This window comes from Pseudomonas sp. PDM09, assembly GCF_014852305.1.
GTDB lineage: Bacteria > Pseudomonadota > Gammaproteobacteria > Pseudomonadales > Pseudomonadaceae > Aquipseudomonas.
In genome coordinates this window covers 257,662-277,347 of the sequence record NZ_JACVBI010000006.1, presented here as the reverse complement: position 1 = coordinate 277,347, position 19,686 = coordinate 257,662, and the positions used below count along the sequence as shown (strand labels likewise).

Here is a 19,686-nt window from a genome sequence, read left to right as displayed (position 1 = left end):
CCGCGATAGCGTCGACTCGGTCTCAAACCGAAGGCGGCCCGGGATACCCGCAATGCGCCCACGACTCCGCCCTGCTGTACCACGCCATCATCACCATTTGCAGCAACGAGCTGTGGCCCATGCGCAGCAGGCTCAACGAGCTGTTTTCCCAGCGGTCGAGAAAGTGCCGGATCTGTTCGCTGCTGGTGTTTTCCCAGCTACCCCAGATCCCGGTCAGTGGCCCGCGAGTCACGGCCATTCCCAATACATCGAACAATTGCCGGGTCAGTTTGAGCATTTCCGGCGACAGGTGATTCAGGCCGTTATCCAGGCTGTGCAGAGTCTCGGCGACGGCGGTCGGCATTTTTTCGACGGCCACGGCGCCCTCGAGCATCACCGGAATCACTGCCCGCAGAAACAGCAGGTCGCCGCTGCGCAGAATCGCGAAACCGCTGGCCGGCGTATTCGACGAGCAGCCGCTGAGGCTCGCGCCTAATCCGGCCGTGGCCAGAAAGGCGCTGGCGCCGAGGCTGAATTTAAGCAGGCCGCGCCGTGACAGCGCGGGTGTATCGGACAGGCTTGGGCTCATTATTGTTTTTACCCGGCGGTGAGGATGTTTAGCGGATAAACAGCTTCTGGATCAGTTTCTGAATGGACTTGCCGTACGGCGGGTAAATCAGCTTCGCCGCATTGAAACGCTGTTTGATCAGCACGCCTTTGGCCTTGCTGAAGGTCAGGAAGCCTTCGTGGCCGTGGTAGTGGCCCATGCCCGAGGCACCGATGCCGCCGAACGGCATGTCGTCCTGAGCAACGTGAAGCAAGGTGTCATTGAGGCAAACGCCGCCGGAATGGGTTTCGTGGAGGGCGCGGTTTTGCTCGCGCTTGTCGTAGCCGAAGTAATACAGCGCCAGCGGGCGAGGGCGTTGGTTTATGTAGGCAAACGCTTCGTCAAGATCCTTGTACGGCACGACTGGCAGCAACGGGCCGAAGATTTCGTCCTGCATCACTGTCATGTCGTCGCTGACATTGAGCAACAGGCTATGGCTCATTCGCCGGCCCTGGCCCTGGTCGAACAGCGGAATCAGCAGCGCGCCCTTGCTGGTGGCATCGCTGAGGTAGCCATTGAGCCGTGCCAGCTGCCGGTCGTTGATGATGGCGGTGTAGTCCGGGTTGTCGGCCAGCGTCGGATAAAACCCGCGAACCGCCTGACGATAGGCTTCGACGAAAGAGCCGACGCGGTCTTCCGGCACCAGCACGTAGTCCGGGGCGACACAGGTTTGCCCGGCATTGAGGGTCTTGCCGAAAGCGATGCGTTCGGCGGCGTCCTTGAGCGGCACATCGCGGGAAACGATGGCCGGAGACTTGCCGCCCAGCTCGAGGGTCACCGGGGTCAGATTCTCGGCCGCCGCGCGCATCACGTGTTTGCCGATGCTGGTGGCGCCAGTGAACAGCAAGTGATCGAAACGCAACCGCGAGAACGCCACACCGATATCAGCCTCGCCCAGCACCACGCAGACCAGGTCCTGGGGAAAGATTCGGCCCAGCAACTCCTTGAGCAGCAAACCGGTGGCGGGGGTCGATTCGCTGAGTTTGAGCATCACCCGGTTGCCTGCCGCCAACGCACCCACCAGCGGCCCGATGGCCAGGTAAAGCGGGTAGTTCCACGGCACGATCACTCCGACCACGCCCAACGGCTGATAAACCACTTTGGCCGACGCTGGCTGAAAGGCTAGGCCGACTTTGCGCCGCGAAGCTTTCATCCAGTCTTTGAGGTGCCGGCTGGCGTAGTGAATGCCGTGCAGGCTGGGCATCAGTTCGGCGAGCAGGGTTTCATCGGCGCTGCGGTGGCTGAAATCCTGGCTGATCGCATTGATCAGGGCCTGGCGCTCGTTGCTCAGCAGGTCCTTCAACGCCTTTAGCCATTGTTGGCGCTGAGCTGCGGGTGGCATCGGGTTGGCGGCATACGCCGCGCGTTGAGCATCGAACAGGGTTTGGAGTTCGTCCAGAGGCTGCTGCAGGTTCTTCAGGTAGGCAATGTCTGCAGGCATGGTCGGCTCCGGATTTATTGTAATGAGGAACTTTTTAGAGTCTATGCTCTAGAAAGTCAAATAGCACTTTGGTACAGCTTTGTTTTATCCATGCGCGGATAGGTCGTAAGATGCCTCTCATCGCACTCTGAATTAAAGCTCAAGCCATGGCCCCTCGGATCAAAACCAGCGAGCGCATCGTGCAGAACAGCCTGGAGCTGTTCAATCAACAGGGCGAGCGCAGTATCAGCACCAACCACATTGCTGCCCACATGGAAATTTCCCCGGGCAACCTGTACTACCACTTCCCCAACAAGCAGGCGATCATCGCCGTGTTGTTCAGTGAGTACGAAAACCTGGTGGACAGCTTCCTGCGCCCGCCCCAGGGCCGCGCCGCGACGGTCGAAGACAAGCGCTTCTACCTCAAGGAACTGCTCGCCGCCATGTGGCAATACCGCTTCCTGCATCGCGACCTCGAGCATTTGCTCGACAGCGATCCTGAGCTGGCTGCCCGTTACCGGCGTTTTTCTCAGCGCTGCCTGATCCAGGGCACACACATCTACGCGGGTTTCGTCGAGGCCGGCATTCTGTGCATGGACAAGGTTCAGATCGAATCCCTGACCCTCAATGCCTGGATCATCCTCACCTCGTGGGTGCGTTTTCTGTGCACTACGCGGGAAAATTCCAACCATCTGAGCGAACAGGCCATCAAACGAGGCGTGTATCAGGTGCTGGTGCTGGAGGCCGGGTTCGTCACCGATCAGGCTCACGATGCGGTGAATGCACTGTTCGAAGAGTTTTATGTGCCTTTGGCCCAGGCGCTGGAAGAAGTGGGATAAAGAGTGCAGTAGGATTCGAGACAGAAAAATCACAGGAGCCCGTTATGCCCATTGCGCAACTGATCAGCCCGCAAGCGTTGGACCTGAAAAAGGAGACGCCGGGGCTGGTGATTCTGGATTGTCGTTTTGCCCTCGAAGACCCTGATTACGGGCAGCGCAGCTACGCCGAAGGGCATATTGCCGGATCGAGCTTTGCCGATCTTGAGCGTGATTTGAGCGGTGCAGTGGTCAAGGGGGTTACCGGGCGTCATCCATTGCCTGAGCCCGCCCACTTGATCGAACGCTTTCAAGCCTGGGGCATCAACGCCGACAGCGAAGTGGTTTTGTACGATGACGGTCCTGGCGCCTACGCGGCACGGGCCTGGTGGTTGCTGGCGTGGCTGGGTAAACGCGACGGTGTGTTCATTCTCGATGGCGGGCTGAAAGCCTGGCACGCCGCCGGATTGCCCCTGAGTCTTGATCCGCCGTCGGTTACCCGTGGCACCTTCACCGGGATGCCGGATGCTTCGTTGGTGCTCAGCGCCGAACAACTCCAGCAACGTCTCGGCCAGCCCGCGTTGACCTTGCTCGACGCCCGCGGCTTGCCGCGCTTCAAGGGCGAAGTGGAGCCGATCGATCCGGTTGCCGGACACATCCCCGGCGCACAATGTGCCGCGTTCACCGATAACCTGGGCAGCGACGGGCGGTTCCTGCCGGCCGAACAGCTCAAGCAGCGGTTTGCCGCGAAGCTCGGTGATCGTTCACCGACGGAGTTGGTCGCGTATTGCGGTTCCGGTGTGACCGCCTGCCACAACCTGTTCGCCCTGTGTCTGGCGGGTTATCCGTTGGGAGCGTTGTATGCCGGGTCGTGGAGCGAGTGGATCAACGATCCTGCGCGAGGCGTTGCCAAGGGCGAATGAAAGATCAAAAGATCGCAGCCTTCGGCAGTTCCTGCAGGGAGATGCGTTTTATGTAGGAGCTGCCGAAGGCTGCGATCTTTTAGCGGCACATTGTTATTCCAGGCGGGCGCTGCGATACGCCCCCGGTCCTACGCCGTAAACCTGTTTGAATTGCCGACTCAGATGGCTCTGGTCGGCAAAACCCAGTTGCGTCGCGACTTCCAGCGGCAGGCAGCCGCGCTTTAACAGCGCCCGGGCCCGGGCGATACGCTGCTGCATCAACCAGGTGTGTGGCGGCATGCCGGTGGCTCTGCGGAACACCCGGGCGAAGTGGAAGGGCGACAGGTTCACCGTCGCCGCCAGTTCTTCCAGCGAGGGCGGCGCCGCCAAGCGTGATTGCAGCAGCTCCTTCGCCAAGGTCACCGCCCGGTGTTCCTTGCCGGGTTTACCGGCAATTGGAACGGCTGCGTGACGTTGCAACAGCGACAGCATCATTTCCCGCCAAGCCGTTTGCTGCTGCAGCGCCGTGGACGGACTCTCCAGCAAACAATGCAGTTGGCAGAATCCCTTCACAAGATCCGGATCGCGATACAACGTGGCACCAAACGCCGGCAAGGTATCGGTCGGCAGTTCGAGCTCGTCCAGCAGTGAAAGAATCTGCCCACTGTCGGGATAAAACGCCCGGTACAACCAACCGTCTTCGGTGCCTTTGTGGCCGGTGTGCAGTTCATCCGGGTTGATCAGCACCAGGGTGCCGCTGCCCGCCAGATGCTCGGCACCTCGATAGCGATAACGCTGGGCGCCGGCCATGATCATGCCGATCACATAGCCGTCATGCACATGGGGGGCGAAGCGGTGTTCGATGTAGCGTGCGGACAACAGCTCGACCCCGGCCAACGGCGCCGTTTGCCAGAAGTGAATCGACTCGCCCTGATCCAGCCCCATGGGTTACTTGCGCCCTGTGGTGGCGAGCCATTGGGGAATGCGCCTTTCCAGGTAGTAACCCGGTTGCCGGAACGAGCCCTCGACGAAGCCGACATGCCCACCCTTGGCCTGCAACTCGAATTGAGTGCAGGCAGACAATTCGTCGGCTTGCGGCAGGCTATGCGGAAAGACAAACGGGTCGTCGGCCGCCTGGATAATCAGGGTCGGTGTGCGAATCTCCCCAAGGAAATAACGACTCGAAGCGCGGCGATAGTAATCCGCGGCATCGGCGAAACCATTCAACGGCGCGGTGACCCGGCCATCGAAATCCCAGAAGGTGCGCATATTCTCCAGCGAGCCCAGCGCAGCCAATGCCGCCAAGCCATCCTGATGCCCTTCATGCTGGAACCTGCGCTGCTTGTTCTTGATGTACGCGACCATCTCCCGCATGAAATGCGCTTGATAGAATTTGGAAAACCCCTGGCTGATACGATCGGCGCACTGATCGAGCCGAAACGGCACCGACACCGCCACCGCGCCAAGTACGCCGCTATTGCTGCCGGTTTCGCCCAGGTGCTTGAGCAACACATTGCCGCCCATGGAATAACCGACCGCATACAGCGGTGCGAGAGGGCGCTGGGTTCGCAGGTGCTTGATGGTTTCGGCCAGGTCTTCGCTGGCCCCGGAATGGTAACTGCGCGGCAGCAGATTGGGTTCGCCGGAACAGCCTCGCCAGTTCAGCGCGACACTGGCCCAACCTTGGGCGCCCAGTGCCTTCTGCACACCGGCCACGTAAGGTGAATTCGATGAGCCAGTCAGGCCGTGCAGCACCAGCACCAGTGGCACATTCGCGCTGTGGGGGCCATGCCAGTCCAGGTCAAGGAAGTCGCCGTCTTCGAGCCATAAGCGTTCGCGTTCGCGGTCCAGGTGTGTGGTTTTGCGCCATAGCGGTCCCCACAAGGTTTGTAAATGCGGATTGCCCAGGCCGTAGGCGGGGGTGAAACGTTCTGGCAGATGGGACACGATTGCTCTCGATGCAGCGGTGCTTACCCGCAGCGTTAACTGACTGAGCTTCGCACCGTTTTTACAGGCCGGACTAACCGGCGATCCCTGCCATACGTTGCCACAACGCGTAGTACACCCGTCCTGATTTTTGCTCCCGATGCAGGCGCCAATTTTCTGGCAAACCCAATATCGACGGTGCCGTTTCGCTTTCAGTGTAGACCCACGCATCGTCACTCAGCCACTGACGCTCTTCGAGCAAAGTGCAAACGGCCGGCAACAGATTCTGATTGAACGGCGGGTCGAGAAACACCAGATCGAACGCCGTGGCCGGTTGGGTTTCCAGATAGCGCAAGGCGTCGGCAGTCTGTACCTGGCCGGTCGTGCAGCGCAGGGTGCCCAGATGTTCCTTGATGCTCGCTACCGCAATGTTGCTGGCATCCAGTGCCTGGCCCATTGCTGCGCCACGGGACAAAGCCTCGAGAAACAATGCGCCGCTACCGGCAAATGGATCGAGCACCTTGGCCCCGGCGACATAGGGCGCGAGCCAGTTGAACAGGGTTTCACGGACTCGGTCCGGCGTTGGACGCAAGCCTGGCGCATCGGGGAAGCTCAGCTTTCGGCTGCCCCATTCACCGCCGATGATGCGCAGTTGATTCACGCCGTTGTGCACGTTGTGAACAGGTTTCTTTGGACGGGCCATTAATGCTCCGGAACCCCGAGCGGTTGCTCGGCAGGTTTATCAGTTGGGGCCGGTAACGGCTTTTGCGGCACGGTCGGGCCAGCGCTGACGATGACCAGCTTGTCCGTGCTCAGGTGTTTGTTCAATGCGGTTTTGACTTGCTCGACGGTCAGGCTCTGGGACTGTTGCATGAAGTCTTCCAGGTAGCTCAGCGGCAAGTTGTAAAAACCCATGGCGCCGAGCTGTCCGACAATATCGGCGTTGCTGGCGGTGGACAGCGGGAAGCTGCCGGCCAGCTCACGCTTGGCATCGTCGAGTTCTTTCTCGGTGGGGCCGGTTTTAAGGTAGTCGGCGAGTACGTCCTGCACCAGTTTCAGCGTGCCTTCGCTCATCTCTGCGCGGGTTTGCAGGTTGATCATGAACGGGCCGCGAACCTGCATCGGGCTGAAACCCGAATACACGCCGTAGGCCAGGCCACGTTTCTCGCGCACTTCGCTCATCAACCGGGTGCCGAAGCCACCGCCGCCAAGGATCTGATTGCCCAGCGACAGCGCTGCGTAATCCGGATCGTCACGGTCGATGCCCAGTTGCGCGATCATCAGGTTGGTCTGCTTGGACGGAAACTCGATGTGGCCGATGCTGGACTTGGGGTCGGTCGGTTGTTCGATTTTCGCCAGGGCCGGCCCTTTGGGCAGATCGGCGGACACTTGTGCGGCAACCGCCTCGGCCTCGGCGCGGGACAGGTCGCCCACCAGCGCGATCACCACGTTACCGGCGGCGTAGGCTTTCTGATGGAAGGCCCGCAACTGCGCCAGGGTAATCGGTGGAATGCTTTTCGCCGTGCCATCGCTGGAATGCGCGTACGGGTGATCGCCATACAAGCGGTTCATCAGCTCCAGGCTGGCGAGTTTGCCGGGGTTCTGTTTCTGATATTCGAAGCCGGCCAGCATCTGGTTCTTGATGCGTGCAAAGGAATCGGCGGGGAGGGTCGGTTTGCCGACCACTTCAGCAAACAGCTTCAAGGCAGGCTCGCGTTTATCCGCGGCACTGAGGCTGCGCAGCGAGGCAATCGCCATGTCTTTATAGGCGCCGTTACCGAAATCGGCCCCCAGGCCTTCGAAGCCCTGGGCGATAGCGCTGACATCCTTGCCGGCCACACCTTCATTGAGCATGGCATTGGTCAGCAGTGCCAGGCCAGGAGCATCGCCGTCCTGGCTGCTACCGGCAGCGAAGATCAGGCGCATGTCGAACATCGGCAGTTCACGGGCTTCGACGAACATTACCTTGGCGCCTTCGGCGGTGTTCCAGGTTTGCACGTTCAGCGAGCGATGGCTTGGGGCCTTGCCGTCGAGTTCTGCCAACGATTGCAGTTTCTGGCTGGCCTTGGCTTTGTCGAGGGCTTCGCTGGCGCTGGTTTCGTCAGACTTGGACAAATAGAAGGCGGCGGACCCGAGCAGTGCAATGACGATCAGGCCGATCAGGGCCAGGCGCGGTTTTTTACGCTCACTCATGAGTCGTCTCCTGTGGCAGTACATGGGCGACGCTGAGACGTGCGCGAGTGAAATACAGCTTGGCGGCCTTCTGGATGTCTTGCGGGGTCACGCTTTCCAGTTCGGCGAGTTCGGTGTCCATCAGTTTCCAGGACAGCCCGACAGTTTCCAGTTGGCCAATGGCGGTGGCCTGGCTGGTAATCGAGTCACGCTCGTAGACCAGGCCGGCAATGACCTGCGCTCGCACGCGCTCCAGCTCTTCAATGGACGGCGCGGTGGTTTTAAGCTGTTCGAGCAGTTTCCACAGGCCGGCTTCCGCCTGGGCCATGGTTTTCTTTTTCTGGGTGTTCGGCGTAGCCGACAAAGTGAACAGACTGTCGCCGCGGGTGTAGGCGTCATAGCTCGACGAACCGCCGGACACCAGCTCTTCGCCGCGTTCCAGTTGCGTCGGGATCCGGCCGCTGTAGCCGCCGTCGAGCAGTGCGGAGATCAGGCGCAGAGCGTTCACCGAACGCTTGTCTTCAGCGGTAGCGATGCTCGGCACGTTGAAGGCCAGCATCAGGCTCGGCAATTGGGTCTGCACATGCAGGGTGATCTTCCGTTCGCCGGGCTCGGCCAGCTCCAGCGGGATTTTCGCCGGTGGCACGTCACGCTTGGCGATCGGGCCGAAGTAACGCTGGGCCAGGGTTTTGACTTCGTCCGGGGTCACGTCACCGACCACCACCAGGGTGGCGTTGTTCGGCACATACCAGGATTGATACCAGTGGCGCAGTTCTTCGACCTTCATTCGGTCGAGGTCCGCCATCCAGCCGATGGTCGGCGTGTGATAACCGCTGGCGGGGTAGGCCATGGCCATGAAGCGCTCGTAGGCCTTGGACATCGGCTTGTCATCGGTACGCAGGCGACGTTCTTCCTTGATCACCTCGATCTCGCGGGTGAACTCGTCGGCCGGCAGGCGCAGATTGGCCATGCGGTCCGCCTCCAGCTCGAAGGCCACGCCCAGGCGGTCACGGGCCAGTACCTGGTAATACGCGGTGAAGTCATCGCTGGTGAAGGCGTTCTCTTCGGCACCGAGGTCGCGCAGGATCAGCGATGCTTCGCCGGGGCCGACTTTCTCGCTGCCCTTGAACATCATGTGTTCCAGCGCATGGGACAGCCCGGTCTGGCCTGGGGTCTCATAGCTTGAGCCGACCTTGTACCAGACCTGGGAAACGACGACTGGCGCACGATGGTCTTCGCGCACGACAACCTTCAGGCCGTTGTCGAGGGTGAATTCGTGGGTGGGTTGTGGATCGGCAGCCAGGGCTGAAAGTGGCAGACAAACTGTACTGAACAGCAGGCCTGCAGCGCGGCGGGCTAGAGCATTCATTCGTTTTTAAACCTGTTGGGCTGCCCGCTTGGTCTTAGCGTCGGCGGGCGAGAGGGTGCTAGGATACTGATCCGTTTTACTGGCGGCCACGCCTATCAGGCCTTTACGTTTGATCAGGTTGTATGGGTTTACGGCTTGGGCTTTGAGTTTGTCAGCTAAACTCTGCGTTTTCGCCGACGATGCCGTTCCAGTCCTTCGTATTAATCAACCTTTGAGGTGCCGTTGGTACCTCGACAAAATGTTGCGCGTGAACAAGCTGGATGAATCGCAGTCTGTTCTGCATCGAATTATTTATTGCCGAGGCGCCCTTTGGCGCGTCGCTACCGTGAGATAGCCGTCCTCCATGTTTGGTTCCAACGACGACAAGAAGACCCCAGCTGCGGCTGGCGAGAAGAAAAGCCTGTTCGGATGGCTGCGCAAAAAGCCGCAGGAACCCGTTGTCGAACAGCCACAACCACTTCCTGAGCCAACACCTGCGCCAGTCGTGGAAGAAGCGCCCGCGCCGGTTGCCCTGCCGATCGCCGAGCCGGTGCTGCAATCCGCGGCCGAGCCTGCGCCTGTTCCTGAAACCGTAGTCGTGGCCCCGTTGCCGCTGACGCCTGCCGCCGAGCCGTGGCTGACGTTGCCGGTGGCGGAAGAGCCGGTGGCATTGGTCGAAGATGAGCAAGCAGCTCATATCACGCCGCCGATCCCGGCCCCGACTGCGTTTGCGCCTGAGCCGGTTCAGGCGCCAGTGGTTGAGCCGGTGGTTAAACCTGTGTTCGTGGCCGAGCCTGCACCGGTTGCTCCAGAGCCTGTAGCGCCGGCATTTGTTGCTCCTGCTCCGGTTGCTCCGATTGTTCAAGCGCCAGAGCCTGCACCTGCACCTGCACCTGCACCGGTTATCGCTCCTGTCGCCACCACGCCTGCACCCGTCGAAACTCCGGTCGAGCCGGTGCGAACCGAAGAGACCAAGGCTGGTTTCTTCGCCCGTCTCAAACAAGGCTTGTCCAAGACCAGCGCCAGCATTGGCGAGGGCATGGCCAGCCTGTTCCTCGGCAAGAAAATCATCGATGACGAGTTGCTCGAAGACATCGAAACCCGTCTGCTGACCGCCGATGTCGGCGTCGAAGCGACGTCGGTGATCATTCAGCGCCTGACCCAGAAAGTCGCCCGCAAAGAGCTGGCTGATGCCGACGCGTTGTACAAGTCCTTGCAGGCTGAGCTGGCGGCGATGCTCAAGCCCGTCGAGCAGCCACTGAAAATCAACTCGCAGAACAAGCCGTTCGTGATTCTGGTGGTGGGCGTCAACGGCGCCGGCAAGACCACCACCATCGGCAAACTGGCGAAGAAGCTGCAGCTGGAAGGCAAGAAAGTCATGCTCGCCGCCGGTGATACTTTCCGCGCCGCCGCGGTCGAGCAATTGCAGGTCTGGGGTGAGCGCAACAAGATCCCGGTAATCGCCCAGCACACCGGCGCCGACTCGGCTTCGGTCATCTTCGATGCCGTGCAGGCCGCCAAGGCCCGTGGTATTGACGTGCTGATCGCCGACACCGCCGGTCGCTTGCACACCAAAGACAACCTGATGGAAGAACTGAAAAAGGTTCGCCGGGTGATCGGCAAGCTCGACACCGATGCGCCGCACGAAGTGCTGTTGGTGCTCGACGCCGGTACCGGCCAGAACGCCATTAACCAGGCCAAGCAATTCAACCAGACCGTCGAACTGACTGGCCTGGCGCTGACCAAACTCGACGGCACTGCCAAGGGTGGGGTGATTTTCGCCCTGGCCAAGCAGTTTGGCTTGCCGATTCGCTATATCGGCGTCGGCGAAGGCATCGATGATTTGCGTACTTTTGAAGCAGAACCCTTTGTCCAGGCATTGTTTGCCGAGCGGGAGCGTTCATGATTCGTTTCGAACAGGTCGGTAAACGCTACCCGAATGGTCACGTCGGCTTGCATGAGCTGAGTTTTCGAGTCCGTCGGGGCGAATTCTTGTTTGTCACCGGCCATTCCGGCGCCGGTAAAAGCACCTTGTTGCGCCTGCTGCTGGCCATGGAACGTCCGACCACCGGCAAATTGCTGCTGGCAGGGCAAGACCTGAGCACCATCAGCAATGCGCAGATTCCGTTCCTGCGTCGGCAAATCGGCGTGGTATTCCAGAATCACCAGCTGCTGTTCGATCGTACGGTGTTCAACAACGTTGCGTTGCCGTTGCAGATCCTTGGCCTGTCCAAGGCTGAAGTCGTCAAGCGCGTGGATTCGGCCCTGGAGCGCGTGGCGCTCTCGGACAAGACCGATCTCTACCCTGGCGACCTGTCCACCGGTCAGCAACAGCGCGTCGGCATCGCTCGCGCCATCGTTCACCGTCCGGCCTTGCTGCTGGCGGATGAACCGACCGGTAACCTCGATCCGCGGCTGGCGGCAGAAATCATGGGCGTGTTCGAAGACATCAACCGTTTGGGCACCAGCGTGCTGATCGCCAGTCACGACCTGGCACTGATTGCCCGCATGCGTCATCGCATGCTCACCCTGCAGCGTGGCCGATTGATCGGCGACGGGGAGGCTGGCGTATGAGTGCAACACGTAGCCCCAAGGTTTCCGAGCGCGTGGCCCCGAAAGCCGCCGATCCGCAACCGCAGCAGCAGAAGAAAAAGCGCGACGATGACGATGGCCCGGACTTCCCTACGCTGTTCCGTGCCTGGATCGAAAGCCATCGCACCAGTCTGCTGGACAGCTTGCGCCGCTTGGGTAAACACCCGATCGGCAGCTTTTTCACCTGCATGGTGATGGCAGTTGCCCTCAGCTTGCCGATGGGCCTGTCACTTTTGCTAAGTAACGTCGAGCGTCTCGGCGGTTCCTGGCAGCGTGCGGCGCAGATTTCCCTGTACCTGCAACTCGATGCCAGTCCTGAACAGGGCGAGTCATTGCGTGAGCAGATCAAGGGCATGCCGGGCGTGGCCGAAGCCGAATACGTGGGGCGCGATCAGGCGCTGGAAGAGTTCCAGCAGCAGTCCGGGCTAGGCGAAGCGCTCAAGGAACTCCCGGAAAACCCGCTGCCGGGCGTGGTCCTGGTGACCCCGAACGAGGTCGACAAGCCCGCGCTTGAAGCATTGAGACAAAAACTTTCCGAATTGCCGAAGGTACAACAGGCGCAACTTGATCTAGTCTGGGTCGAGCGTCTGGCAGCCATCCTCAAGCTGGGCGACCGATTTGTCTTCGGTCTGACCGTGCTTTTGGTTTCTGCATTACTTTTGGTGATAGGCAATACCATTCGTCTTCATATTGAAAACCGCCGCACAGAGATAGAAGTGATTAAACTCGTCGGCGGCACTGACAGCTATGTGCGCAGGCCCTTTCTGTATATGGGCGCGCTTTATGGCTTTGGTGCGGGGATTCTTTCCTGGGGTGTATTGGCGTTCGGCCTGAACTGGCTGAACGACGCGGTGGTTGGACTGGCCGGTTTGTACGGCAGTGATTTTGCGCTGGCCGGAGTGCCAGTTGCCGACGGTCTATCGCTCTTGCTTGGCGCGGTGCTGTTGGGGTATATCGGTGCATGGATTGCAGTCGCACGCCACCTGCGGGAGCTTGCGCCAAAGTAATATCATTTTGCTCGTATTGACCTTTCAGCGTTTATGGGAACTTGTCTTTTGGTTTCCGGTCAATTTTCGCAGTGCTGAACTGCACGAGTTATGTAAGTCGGAGGTTTTTTCGTATGACCAATTCTTTGCAGCCTGCATATGCTCTGGTCCCGGGTGCGAACCTGGAGGCCTATGTGCACACGGTGAACAGCATTCCATTGCTGACACCGGAGCAGGAGCGTGAACTGGCCGAGAGTCTCTATTATGAGCAGGATTTGGGGGCGGCTCGGCAGATGGTGCTCGCCCACCTGCGTTTTGTCGTACACATTGCCCGTAGCTATTCCGGCTACGGCCTGGCCCAGGCTGACCTGATCCAGGAAGGCAACGTCGGCCTGATGAAAGCGGTCAAGCGTTTCAACCCGGAAATGGGTGTACGCCTGGTGTCCTTTGCGGTGCACTGGATCAAGGCGGAAATCCACGAGTTCATCCTGCGCAACTGGCGGATCGTGAAAGTCGCGACCACCAAGGCCCAGCGCAAGCTGTTCTTCAACCTGCGCAGCCAGAAGAAACGTCTGGCCTGGCTGAACAACGAGGAAGTCCATCGCGTGGCGGAAAGCCTCGGCGTAGAGCCGCGGGAAGTGCGCGAGATGGAAAGTCGCCTGACCGGCCATGACATGGCTTTCGACCCGGCCGCTGAAGCGGACGACGACAGTGCATTCCAGTCGCCGGCCAACTACCTGGAAGACCACCGGTACGATCCGGCCCGTCAACTGGAAGACGCCGACTGGAGCGACAACTCAAACCACAACCTGCACGAAGCGCTTGAAGTGCTGGACGACCGCAGCCGCGACATCCTCTACCAGCGCTGGCTGGCAGAAGAAAAAGCTACGCTGCACGACCTGGCGCAGAAGTACAACGTGTCGGCCGAGCGTATTCGTCAGCTCGAGAAGAGCGCGATGAACAAGCTCAAGTTGTCGATCGCCGCATAACCTGCGCGCCGGCAATAAAAAACGCCCCGATCATTGATCGGGGCGTTTTTGTTGGTGCCCATTTTTCAGCTTCGCCTTGGTCCCTGTGGGAGCGGGCTTGCCCGCGATGACGGCTGATCATTCAACATTGATGTCGACTGGCACTACGCCTTCGCGGGCAAGCCCGCTCCCACAGGGTTCTGTAGTGCCCGAAAAATCGTGAGTGGTTACTGAGCCCAAGGTGCCCGGCGCGAATCGTTGAGGCCGAGCAGATAGCTATCCCCACCTAACTGACTCATCTGCTGGCGAATCCACCCGGCCCGTCTTGCAACGTAAGAGGTTGGATGACTGGCGCTCCACACCCGCGGGTTTGGCAGTACCGCAGCCAGCAAACTTGCCTGCTGTCGGGATATCGAGCGAGCGCCTACACCAAAGTGATGCCGAGCCGCCGCTTCGGCGCCAAACACGCCTTCATCCCACTCGACGCTGTTGAGGTACACCTCAAGAATCCGCTGTTTGGGCCAGAGCACCTCGATCAGCCCGGTAAACCAGGCCTCCAGGCCTTTGCGCAGCCAGCTGCGGCCAGACCACAGAAACAGGTTCTTCGACACTTGCTGGCTCAGAGTGCTGGCACCACGAATCGAGCCGCCGCGCTCGTTATGCGCAAACGCTGCCTGAATTGCGCCGAAATCGAAGCCCCAATGCTCGGGGAACTTCTGATCTTCACCGGCAATCACTGCGACTTTCAGGTCGTCGGAGATTTCATCCCAGGGTTTCCAGGTGCGTTGCAGATCGATGGGTTCGCCGTCGAACCAGGATTCGATCTTGCGCTCGACCATCAACGCCGTTCCCGGTGGCGGCACCACCCGAAACAGCAACACCAGCAATACGCTGCCAGCCGCGAACCAGAGCAGGGCCTTTGTGAAACGACGGAGAATTAACTGCAGCATAGAGATGGCTTGGCCGAACCCGTTGAGCCGGCCATTATACAGACCCTGTTGATCGAGTCTGACTGGAGTTCTTCATGTTGCGTGGCTTCCTGATGCTGGCTGCTTTTTTCGGCTTCACCGGTGTTGCCTTGGGCGCATTCGCCGCCCATGGCCTGAAAAGCCGCCTGAGTGCCGAGTACCTGGCGATTTTCCATACGGGCGTCACCTATCAACTGGTGCATACCCTGGCGCTGCTGGGTGTAGCGCTGCTCGCCACGCAAATTCCCGGTCGACTGATTACTTGGGTCGGCGCATCCTTTGCTATCGGCATTCTGTTGTTTTCCGGCAGCCTGTACCTGCTGACGATCACCGGCATCAGCAAGCTCGGGATCGTTACGCCCATCGGTGGCCTGGCGTTCCTGGTCGGCTGGGTTTGCCTGGGGCTTGCCGCCTGGCGGTTGAGCTGACCACGCGGTCCATTTCGTGACGAATGGCTTGGGTCGACTTGCCTGATCGGGCTAGAATGCCAGCCCCTAAAAATGATGGCGGCATTCGGTATGCGCATTCAATTGAACGGCGAATCCCTTGAACTGCCCGACGGTGAAACCGTTGCGGCCCTGCTGACCCGTCTGGAACTGACCGGGCGCCGGGTGGCGGTCGAGCTCAATCTGGATATCGTCCCGCGCAGCCAGCACGCAGAAACCACGCTGAACGACGGCGATTCCGTTGAAGTGGTCCATGCCATCGGCGGCGGCTAGTCGCCTGGCCCTGATGGGCACAGAATTCTGCAAGAACCTCACCCCTACAGAGGATTTCCCATGAGCATCGTTCGTAGCGACAAGCCCTTCGTCCTGGCCGGTCGTACTTACCAGTCGCGTTTGCTGGTAGGCACCGGCAAGTACCGCGACATGGAAGAAACCCGCCTGGCCATCGAAGCCTCGGGTGCCGAGATCGTCACCTTCGCCGTGCGTCGCACCAACCTCGGCCAGAACCCGGGCGAACCGAACCTGCTCGAAGTCCTGTCGCCCGATCGCTATACCTTCCTGCCTAACACCGCCGGTTGCTTCGACGCTACCGAGGCTGTGCGCACCTGCCGCCTGGCCCGTGAGCTGCTCGGCGGCCACAACCTGGTGAAGCTGGAAGTGCTGGCGGACCAGAAAACCCTGTTCCCCAACGTGATCGAAACCCTCAAGGCCGCCGAAGTGCTGGTCAAGGAAGGTTTCGACGTGATGGTTTACACCAGCGATGACCCGATCATTGCCCGTCAACTGGCGGAAATCGGCGTTATCGCGGTGATGCCGCTGGCCGGTCTGATCGGTACAGGCCTGGGAATCTGCAACCCGTACAACCTGCAGATCATCCTCGAAGAAGCCAAGATTCCTGTATTGGTGGATGCCGGTGTCGGTACTGCCTCCGACGCCACCATTGCCATGGAACTGGGCTGTGAAGCGGTGCTGATGAACTCGGCCATCGCCCATGCCCAGCAGCCGATCATGATGGCTGAAGCCATGAAACACGCCATCGTTGCGGGCCGTCTGGCCTACCTCGCCGGCCGCATGCCGAAAAAACTCTATGCCAGCGCCTCCTCGCCGCTGGATGGTCTGATCAAGTAAGAGCCATTGATGACTGAATCGAACGACACGCCTATCCAGATGGAAGAAGGCGACGAGCGCCAACACCGCCGCATCAAGAGTTTCGTGATGCGCGCCGGGCGCATGACCGAAGGCCAGCAACGTGGTCTGGACCAAGGCACCCCGCTGTTCGTACTGCCTTTGGCCGATGCGCCGGTGGACTTCGATCAGGTGTTCGGACGCTCGGCGCCGCGCTCGCTGGAAATCGGCTTCGGCATGGGCCATTCGCTGCTGGAAATGGCCGCGGCCTCGCCGGAGCAGGATTTCATTGGCGTTGAGGTTCACCGTCCGGGTGTCGGTGCGCTGCTCAATGGCGTGCTGACCCAGGGCCTGACCAACCTGCGCGTCTACGATTGCGATGCGATCGAAGTGCTCAACCGTTGCATCGCCGACAACAGCCTCGATCGCCTGATGCTGTTTTTCCCGGACCCGTGGCACAAGAGCCGTCACCACAAGCGTCGTATCGTTCAGGCGTCGTTCGCCGAGCTGGTGCGCAGCAAGTTGAAGGTCGGCGGTGTGTTGCACATGGCCACCGACTGGGAACCGTACGCCGAGTACATGCTGGAAGTGATGAACGTCGCGCCGGGCTATCGCAACCTCGCCGAAGACGGCAAATGCGTCCCGCGCCCGACCGAGCGCCCGATCACCAAGTTCGAACGCCGCGGCGAACGCCTTGGGCATGGCGTGTGGGATCTGAAGTTCGAAAAACAGTCTTAAGTACAACGCTGTAAAAACTGTGGGAGCGAGCCTGCTCGCGATAGCGTCACAACATTCAACATCTTCGTTGACTGTCTGACCGCTATCGCGAGCAGGCTCGCTCCCACAGTTGTTTTCGGTTGTAACTGAAGTCAGCGGCGATCAGCGACCACGCCAATCAACACCAGCACCACCAACAACACCGGCGCCAGGCTGTAGTTGTTGAACTGGCTCAGGCCTTTGATGATCCATGGCGTTGCATAGATCAACGCCACGCCGCTGCCGACCATGCACAGCAGGGCCATCAGCGGGACGCGCAAAGCGCCGGCGATGCTGCCCAGGCGTTGGTCGACCCAACCCTTGATGTCGGCGCCAAACAGCACCAGCAGGCAGCCCACCAGCGCCAGCGAGATTTCCGACAGGTTGCTACGGCTCCAGCGTGACACGGTGGCGAGCAGGTCGAGTACCAGATCCATTCGATTTCCTTATGTCAGAAATTTTTGCAGCAAGTCATTGAGAAAGAGTTGTCCGCGCAGCGTGGCGGCCAGACGTGACGGTTCGACCTGCAACAAGCCACTTTGTTCGGCTTCGCGACGGCCTTCGGCGAGGCTTTCCAGGGACAGCCCGGTGCGCTCCGGATACAACCGAGCTTCGACGCCCTCGGTCAGGCGCAAGGCGTTCATCAGGAACTCGAACGGCAGTTCTTCATCGGGCAGCGCTTTCTCGCCAGCCTTGAAGCTTTTGGCCGGATTGAGGTAGTCCTTCGGCAGGCGGGTTTTCCAGGTGCGCACGATGCGCCCGTCCGGATGGCTGAGCTTGCCGTGGGCGCCGGCGCCGATGCCGATGAAGTCGCCGAAACTCCAGTAATTGAGGTTATGCCGCGCCGCACGACCGGGCAGGGCATAGGCCGAGACTTCGTATTGCGCGTAACCGTGTTCGGCCAACAGCGCCTGACCGGCCTCTTGAATGTCCCACAGGGTGTCGTCTTCCGGCAGCGTCGGCGGCTGGTTCCAGAACACCGTGTTCGGTTCCAGCGTCAGCTGATACCAGGACAGGTGCGTCGGCTTCAGGGCAATGGCCTGGCGCAGGTCGTTCAGGGCGTCGTCCAGCGACTGATCGGGCAAACCATGCATCAGGTCCAGATTGAAGTTATCGAAACCGGCCTGACGGGCCATGCCGGCGGCACGCACGGCTTCATCGCCGTTGTGAATCCGCCCCAGGGCCTTGAGTTTCTCTTCCTGAAAGCTCTGGATGCCGATCGACAGGCGATTGATGCCCAGCGCCCGGTAAGCGACGAACTTTTCCTGCTCGAAGGTTCCGGGGTTGGCTTCCAGGGTGATTTCAATGTCGCTGGCAAACGGAATTCGTTGCTCGACGCCCTTGAGCAGGCGACCCAGCGCCTTGGCACTGAACAGGCTTGGCGTGCCGCCACCGAAGAAGATCGAACTCAGCTCACGGCCATAGACCGCATGCAGGTCTTGATCGAGGTCGGCCAGCAGGGCGTCGACATATTCTTCTTCCGGCAGCACGGGGCTGGCGGTGTGGGAGTTGAAGTCGCAATAAGGGCATTTGCGTACACACCATGGAATGTGGATGTACAACGCCAGGGGCGGCAGCACGGGCAGGGGCGCTCGAGGCGATTGGGCGGCACCGCCGAAGATCAGCGGCGACGCGGACGAGTCATGGGTCATTTCAGGCCCAGACGCTGGCGCAGCAGATCCATTGCACGGGCGCGGTGACTGATCTGGTTCTTGTCGCTGGGCTTAAGCTCGGCGCTGGAGCACTCGCGCTCCGGCACCCAGAACAGCGGGTCGTAACCGAAGCCGTGTTCGCCGCTGGCCTGGGTCAGGATGCGCCCATGCCACAGGCCTTCGCAGAGGATCGGCAACGGATCGTCGGCATGACGCACCAATGCCAGCACGCAGACGAATTGCGCACTGCGCTCGGCTTCGGGCACATCTTTCAAGACATCGAGCAGTTTGGCGTTGTTCGCCGCATCGCCCTTACCGTCGGCGTAACGGGCCGAATAAATGCCCGGTGCTCCGCCGAGGAAATCCACCGCCAGCCCCGAATCGTCGGCCAATGCAGGCAGCCCGGAAATGCGCGAGGCATTGCGTGCCTTGAGAATGGCGTTCTCGACGAACGACAGGCCGGTTTCTTCAGGCTCGACGCTGCTGAACTCGCCGATCGAGCGCAAGTGCACCGATTCGCCGAGCATGGCCTGGAGTTCCTTGAGTTTGCCGGCATTGTGGCTGGCCAGTACGAGTTGGGTGAAATTCATCATTGGCCAGGGAAAAGCTCTTGTTGGAAACTGATGGTGTTGGTTTTGTCGCCGGTCTGCACTTTGATGTCAAAGGTGCGGATTTCCTGCTGATCCACCGGGAACTGGGCGATGTAGTACACCGCACCTGTTTCGGTGATCTGTTTGAACTTCAGCGGGATGCTTTGGCTGGTCAGGTCTTTGACCGTGCCGCTCACCTGAGCCGTCTGTGGTTTACCTTCCTTGAGTACCGAGACGTTGATCACGCCCTGATTCTTGCTGCGAGTCAGCTCCGCCGCTTTGGCGATATCCGGCGTCAGGAAGGTGGAATTGAAGGTGTTGTAATGCACCGTCACGTCGCCAAAGGTTTCCTTGCGCTCGCCTTTGATAACATCGGCGGCCATGGCGGTGACGCTTAGGCAGGCAGTAAGTAAAAACAGTGCTAGACGACCCAT

General features: G+C 60.2%; 22 protein-coding genes. 10 read left to right on the top strand and 12 right to left on the bottom strand.

The features are described 5' to 3' along the window. Positions 1 to 22 precede the first annotated feature (22 nt). Both IB250_RS16750 and IB250_RS16745 read right to left on the bottom strand, forming a co-directional pair. Entirely contained in the window at positions 23 to 568 is a 546-nt protein-coding gene (locus tag IB250_RS16750) for a twin-arginine translocation pathway signal protein (RefSeq protein ID WP_192344929.1), read from the bottom strand. Positions 569 to 596: 28 nt separating this feature from the next. After that, positions 597 to 2,027, bottom strand: coding sequence for a coniferyl aldehyde dehydrogenase (locus IB250_RS16745; protein WP_192344928.1), 1,431 nt, complete (start codon positions 2,025 to 2,027; stop codon positions 597 to 599). 146 nt (positions 2,028 to 2,173) lie between these two features. On the opposite strand from IB250_RS16745, the gene IB250_RS16740 reads away from it, so the two are divergent. Then, a complete protein-coding gene (locus tag IB250_RS16740; protein ID WP_192344927.1) occupies positions 2,174 to 2,845 on the top strand; it encodes a TetR/AcrR family transcriptional regulator in 672 nt (223 codons plus the stop codon). Positions 2,846 to 2,889: 44 nt separating this feature from the next. After that, positions 2,890 to 3,744: a sulfurtransferase gene (locus tag IB250_RS16735; protein WP_192344926.1), complete on the top strand. Its 855-nt coding sequence runs from the start codon at positions 2,890 to 2,892 to the stop codon at positions 3,742 to 3,744. Positions 3,745 to 3,837: 93 nt separating this feature from the next. Here the strand turns inward: IB250_RS16735 and IB250_RS16730 are convergent, their stop codons facing one another. From IB250_RS16730 to IB250_RS16710, 5 genes are all read right to left on the bottom strand, one after another. Continuing rightward, the gene (locus IB250_RS16730; protein WP_192344925.1) at positions 3,838 to 4,668 is read right to left on the bottom strand and encodes an AraC family transcriptional regulator; all 831 of its coding nucleotides are present in this window, start codon (positions 4,666 to 4,668) and stop codon (positions 3,838 to 3,840) included. 3 nt (positions 4,669 to 4,671) lie between these two features. After that, positions 4,672 to 5,670, bottom strand: a complete 999-nt coding sequence (locus IB250_RS16725; RefSeq protein WP_192344924.1) for a hydrolase — start codon at positions 5,668 to 5,670, stop codon at positions 4,672 to 4,674. 73 nt (positions 5,671 to 5,743) lie between these two features. Then, positions 5,744 to 6,352: a 16S rRNA (guanine(966)-N(2))-methyltransferase RsmD gene (rsmD, locus tag IB250_RS16720; RefSeq protein WP_192344923.1), complete on the bottom strand. Its 609-nt coding sequence runs from the start codon at positions 6,350 to 6,352 to the stop codon at positions 5,744 to 5,746. Next, the gene (locus IB250_RS16715; protein ID WP_192344922.1) at positions 6,352 to 7,842 is read right to left on the bottom strand and encodes a M16 family metallopeptidase; all 1,491 of its coding nucleotides are present in this window, start codon (positions 7,840 to 7,842) and stop codon (positions 6,352 to 6,354) included. Before IB250_RS16715 ends, rsmD begins: the two co-directional genes overlap by 1 nt. Further along, on the bottom strand, positions 7,835 to 9,190 hold the full coding sequence (locus tag IB250_RS16710; protein WP_192344921.1) for a M16 family metallopeptidase: 1,356 nt from the start codon (positions 9,188 to 9,190) through the stop codon (positions 7,835 to 7,837). The genes IB250_RS16715 and IB250_RS16710 overlap by 8 nt, the downstream gene beginning before the upstream one ends. A 343-nt stretch (positions 9,191 to 9,533) precedes the next feature. Here IB250_RS16710 and ftsY point away from each other — a divergent pair, with 343 nt between their 5' ends. From ftsY to rpoH, 4 genes are all read left to right on the top strand, one after another. Further along, the gene (ftsY, locus tag IB250_RS16705) at positions 9,534 to 11,075 is read left to right on the top strand and encodes a signal recognition particle-docking protein FtsY (RefSeq protein ID WP_192344920.1); all 1,542 of its coding nucleotides are present in this window, start codon (positions 9,534 to 9,536) and stop codon (positions 11,073 to 11,075) included. After that, positions 11,072 to 11,743: a cell division ATP-binding protein FtsE gene (ftsE, locus tag IB250_RS16700; RefSeq protein WP_018928694.1), complete on the top strand. Its 672-nt coding sequence runs from the start codon at positions 11,072 to 11,074 to the stop codon at positions 11,741 to 11,743. The genes ftsY and ftsE overlap by 4 nt, the downstream gene beginning before the upstream one ends. Continuing rightward, on the top strand, positions 11,740 to 12,768 hold the full coding sequence (ftsX, locus tag IB250_RS16695) for a permease-like cell division protein FtsX (protein ID WP_192344919.1): 1,029 nt from the start codon (positions 11,740 to 11,742) through the stop codon (positions 12,766 to 12,768). Before ftsE ends, ftsX begins: the two co-directional genes overlap by 4 nt. 113 nt (positions 12,769 to 12,881) lie before the next feature. Further along, complete coding sequence (gene rpoH, locus IB250_RS16690) at positions 12,882 to 13,736, top strand: RNA polymerase sigma factor RpoH (protein ID WP_007897890.1); 855 nt, start codon at positions 12,882 to 12,884, stop codon at positions 13,734 to 13,736. Positions 13,737 to 13,942: 206 nt separating this feature from the next. Here rpoH and mtgA read toward each other — a convergent pair whose 3' ends face one another. Beyond that, the gene (mtgA, locus tag IB250_RS16685) at positions 13,943 to 14,665 is read right to left on the bottom strand and encodes a monofunctional biosynthetic peptidoglycan transglycosylase (protein ID WP_192344918.1); all 723 of its coding nucleotides are present in this window, start codon (positions 14,663 to 14,665) and stop codon (positions 13,943 to 13,945) included. Between the two features lie 74 nt (positions 14,666 to 14,739). Here mtgA and IB250_RS16680 point away from each other — a divergent pair, with 74 nt between their 5' ends. From IB250_RS16680 to trmB, 4 genes are all read left to right on the top strand, one after another. Further along, the gene (locus IB250_RS16680; protein ID WP_192344917.1) at positions 14,740 to 15,111 is read left to right on the top strand and encodes a DUF423 domain-containing protein; all 372 of its coding nucleotides are present in this window, start codon (positions 14,740 to 14,742) and stop codon (positions 15,109 to 15,111) included. Positions 15,112 to 15,201: 90 nt separating this feature from the next. Then, positions 15,202 to 15,402: a sulfur carrier protein ThiS gene (thiS, locus tag IB250_RS16675; protein ID WP_007897898.1), complete on the top strand. Its 201-nt coding sequence runs from the start codon at positions 15,202 to 15,204 to the stop codon at positions 15,400 to 15,402. A 60-nt stretch (positions 15,403 to 15,462) separates the two neighbouring features. After that, positions 15,463 to 16,257 (top strand): thiazole synthase, encoded by a 795-nt coding sequence (locus tag IB250_RS16670; RefSeq protein ID WP_008068101.1) that lies wholly within the window; start codon positions 15,463 to 15,465, stop codon positions 16,255 to 16,257. Between the two features lie 9 nt (positions 16,258 to 16,266). Next, positions 16,267 to 16,992 carry a tRNA (guanosine(46)-N7)-methyltransferase TrmB gene (gene trmB / locus IB250_RS16665; protein WP_123500253.1) on the top strand — a complete coding sequence of 242 codons (726 nt, stop codon included), beginning with the start codon at positions 16,267 to 16,269 and terminating at the stop codon, positions 16,990 to 16,992. A 131-nt stretch (positions 16,993 to 17,123) separates the two neighbouring features. On the opposite strand, the gene IB250_RS16660 is transcribed toward trmB, so the two are convergent. The 4 genes from IB250_RS16660 to IB250_RS16645 are packed head-to-tail and all read right to left on the bottom strand — an operon-like array spanning position 17,124 to position 19,686. Continuing rightward, a complete protein-coding gene (locus tag IB250_RS16660) occupies positions 17,124 to 17,447 on the bottom strand; it encodes a DUF3392 domain-containing protein (protein ID WP_007897907.1) in 324 nt (107 codons plus the stop codon). A 9-nt stretch (positions 17,448 to 17,456) separates the two neighbouring features. Continuing rightward, the gene (gene hemW / locus IB250_RS16655; RefSeq protein WP_225603567.1) at positions 17,457 to 18,662 is read right to left on the bottom strand and encodes a radical SAM family heme chaperone HemW; all 1,206 of its coding nucleotides are present in this window, start codon (positions 18,660 to 18,662) and stop codon (positions 17,457 to 17,459) included. Further along, the gene (rdgB, locus tag IB250_RS16650; protein WP_192344916.1) at positions 18,659 to 19,255 is read right to left on the bottom strand and encodes an RdgB/HAM1 family non-canonical purine NTP pyrophosphatase; all 597 of its coding nucleotides are present in this window, start codon (positions 19,253 to 19,255) and stop codon (positions 18,659 to 18,661) included. The genes hemW and rdgB overlap by 4 nt, the downstream gene beginning before the upstream one ends. Beyond that, positions 19,252 to 19,686: a DUF4426 domain-containing protein gene (locus IB250_RS16645; RefSeq protein ID WP_052964987.1), complete on the bottom strand. Its 435-nt coding sequence runs from the start codon at positions 19,684 to 19,686 to the stop codon at positions 19,252 to 19,254. Before IB250_RS16645 ends, rdgB begins: the two co-directional genes overlap by 4 nt.

Coding starts and splice junctions, on each gene's coding strand:
- IB250_RS16750 (WP_192344929.1), bottom strand. CDS start 568: ATGAGCCCAAGCCTGTCCGATACACCCGCGCTGTCACGGCGCGGCCTG.
- IB250_RS16745 (WP_192344928.1), bottom strand. CDS start 2,027: ATGCCTGCAGACATTGCCTACCTGAAGAACCTGCAGCAGCCTCTGGAC.
- IB250_RS16740 (WP_192344927.1), top strand. CDS start 2,174: ATGGCCCCTCGGATCAAAACCAGCGAGCGCATCGTGCAGAACAGCCTG.
- IB250_RS16735 (WP_192344926.1), top strand. CDS start 2,890: ATGCCCATTGCGCAACTGATCAGCCCGCAAGCGTTGGACCTGAAAAAG.
- IB250_RS16730 (WP_192344925.1), bottom strand. CDS start 4,668: ATGGGGCTGGATCAGGGCGAGTCGATTCACTTCTGGCAAACGGCGCCG.
- rsmD (WP_192344923.1), bottom strand. CDS start 6,352: ATGGCCCGTCCAAAGAAACCTGTTCACAACGTGCACAACGGCGTGAAT.
- IB250_RS16715 (WP_192344922.1), bottom strand. CDS start 7,842: ATGAGTGAGCGTAAAAAACCGCGCCTGGCCCTGATCGGCCTGATCGTC.
- IB250_RS16710 (WP_192344921.1), bottom strand. CDS start 9,190: ATGAATGCTCTAGCCCGCCGCGCTGCAGGCCTGCTGTTCAGTACAGTT.
- ftsY (WP_192344920.1), top strand. CDS start 9,534: ATGTTTGGTTCCAACGACGACAAGAAGACCCCAGCTGCGGCTGGCGAG.
- ftsE (WP_018928694.1), top strand. CDS start 11,072: ATGATTCGTTTCGAACAGGTCGGTAAACGCTACCCGAATGGTCACGTC.
- ftsX (WP_192344919.1), top strand. CDS start 11,740: ATGAGTGCAACACGTAGCCCCAAGGTTTCCGAGCGCGTGGCCCCGAAA.
- rpoH (WP_007897890.1), top strand. CDS start 12,882: ATGACCAATTCTTTGCAGCCTGCATATGCTCTGGTCCCGGGTGCGAAC.
- mtgA (WP_192344918.1), bottom strand. CDS start 14,665: ATGCTGCAGTTAATTCTCCGTCGTTTCACAAAGGCCCTGCTCTGGTTC.
- IB250_RS16680 (WP_192344917.1), top strand. CDS start 14,740: ATGTTGCGTGGCTTCCTGATGCTGGCTGCTTTTTTCGGCTTCACCGGT.
- thiS (WP_007897898.1), top strand. CDS start 15,202: ATGCGCATTCAATTGAACGGCGAATCCCTTGAACTGCCCGACGGTGAA.
- IB250_RS16670 (WP_008068101.1), top strand. CDS start 15,463: ATGAGCATCGTTCGTAGCGACAAGCCCTTCGTCCTGGCCGGTCGTACT.
- trmB (WP_123500253.1), top strand. CDS start 16,267: ATGACTGAATCGAACGACACGCCTATCCAGATGGAAGAAGGCGACGAG.
- IB250_RS16660 (WP_007897907.1), bottom strand. CDS start 17,447: ATGGATCTGGTACTCGACCTGCTCGCCACCGTGTCACGCTGGAGCCGT.
- hemW (WP_225603567.1), bottom strand. CDS start 18,662: ATGACCCATGACTCGTCCGCGTCGCCGCTGATCTTCGGCGGTGCCGCC.
- rdgB (WP_192344916.1), bottom strand. CDS start 19,255: ATGATGAATTTCACCCAACTCGTACTGGCCAGCCACAATGCCGGCAAA.
- IB250_RS16645 (WP_052964987.1), bottom strand. CDS start 19,686: ATGGGTCGTCTAGCACTGTTTTTACTTACTGCCTGCCTAAGCGTCACC.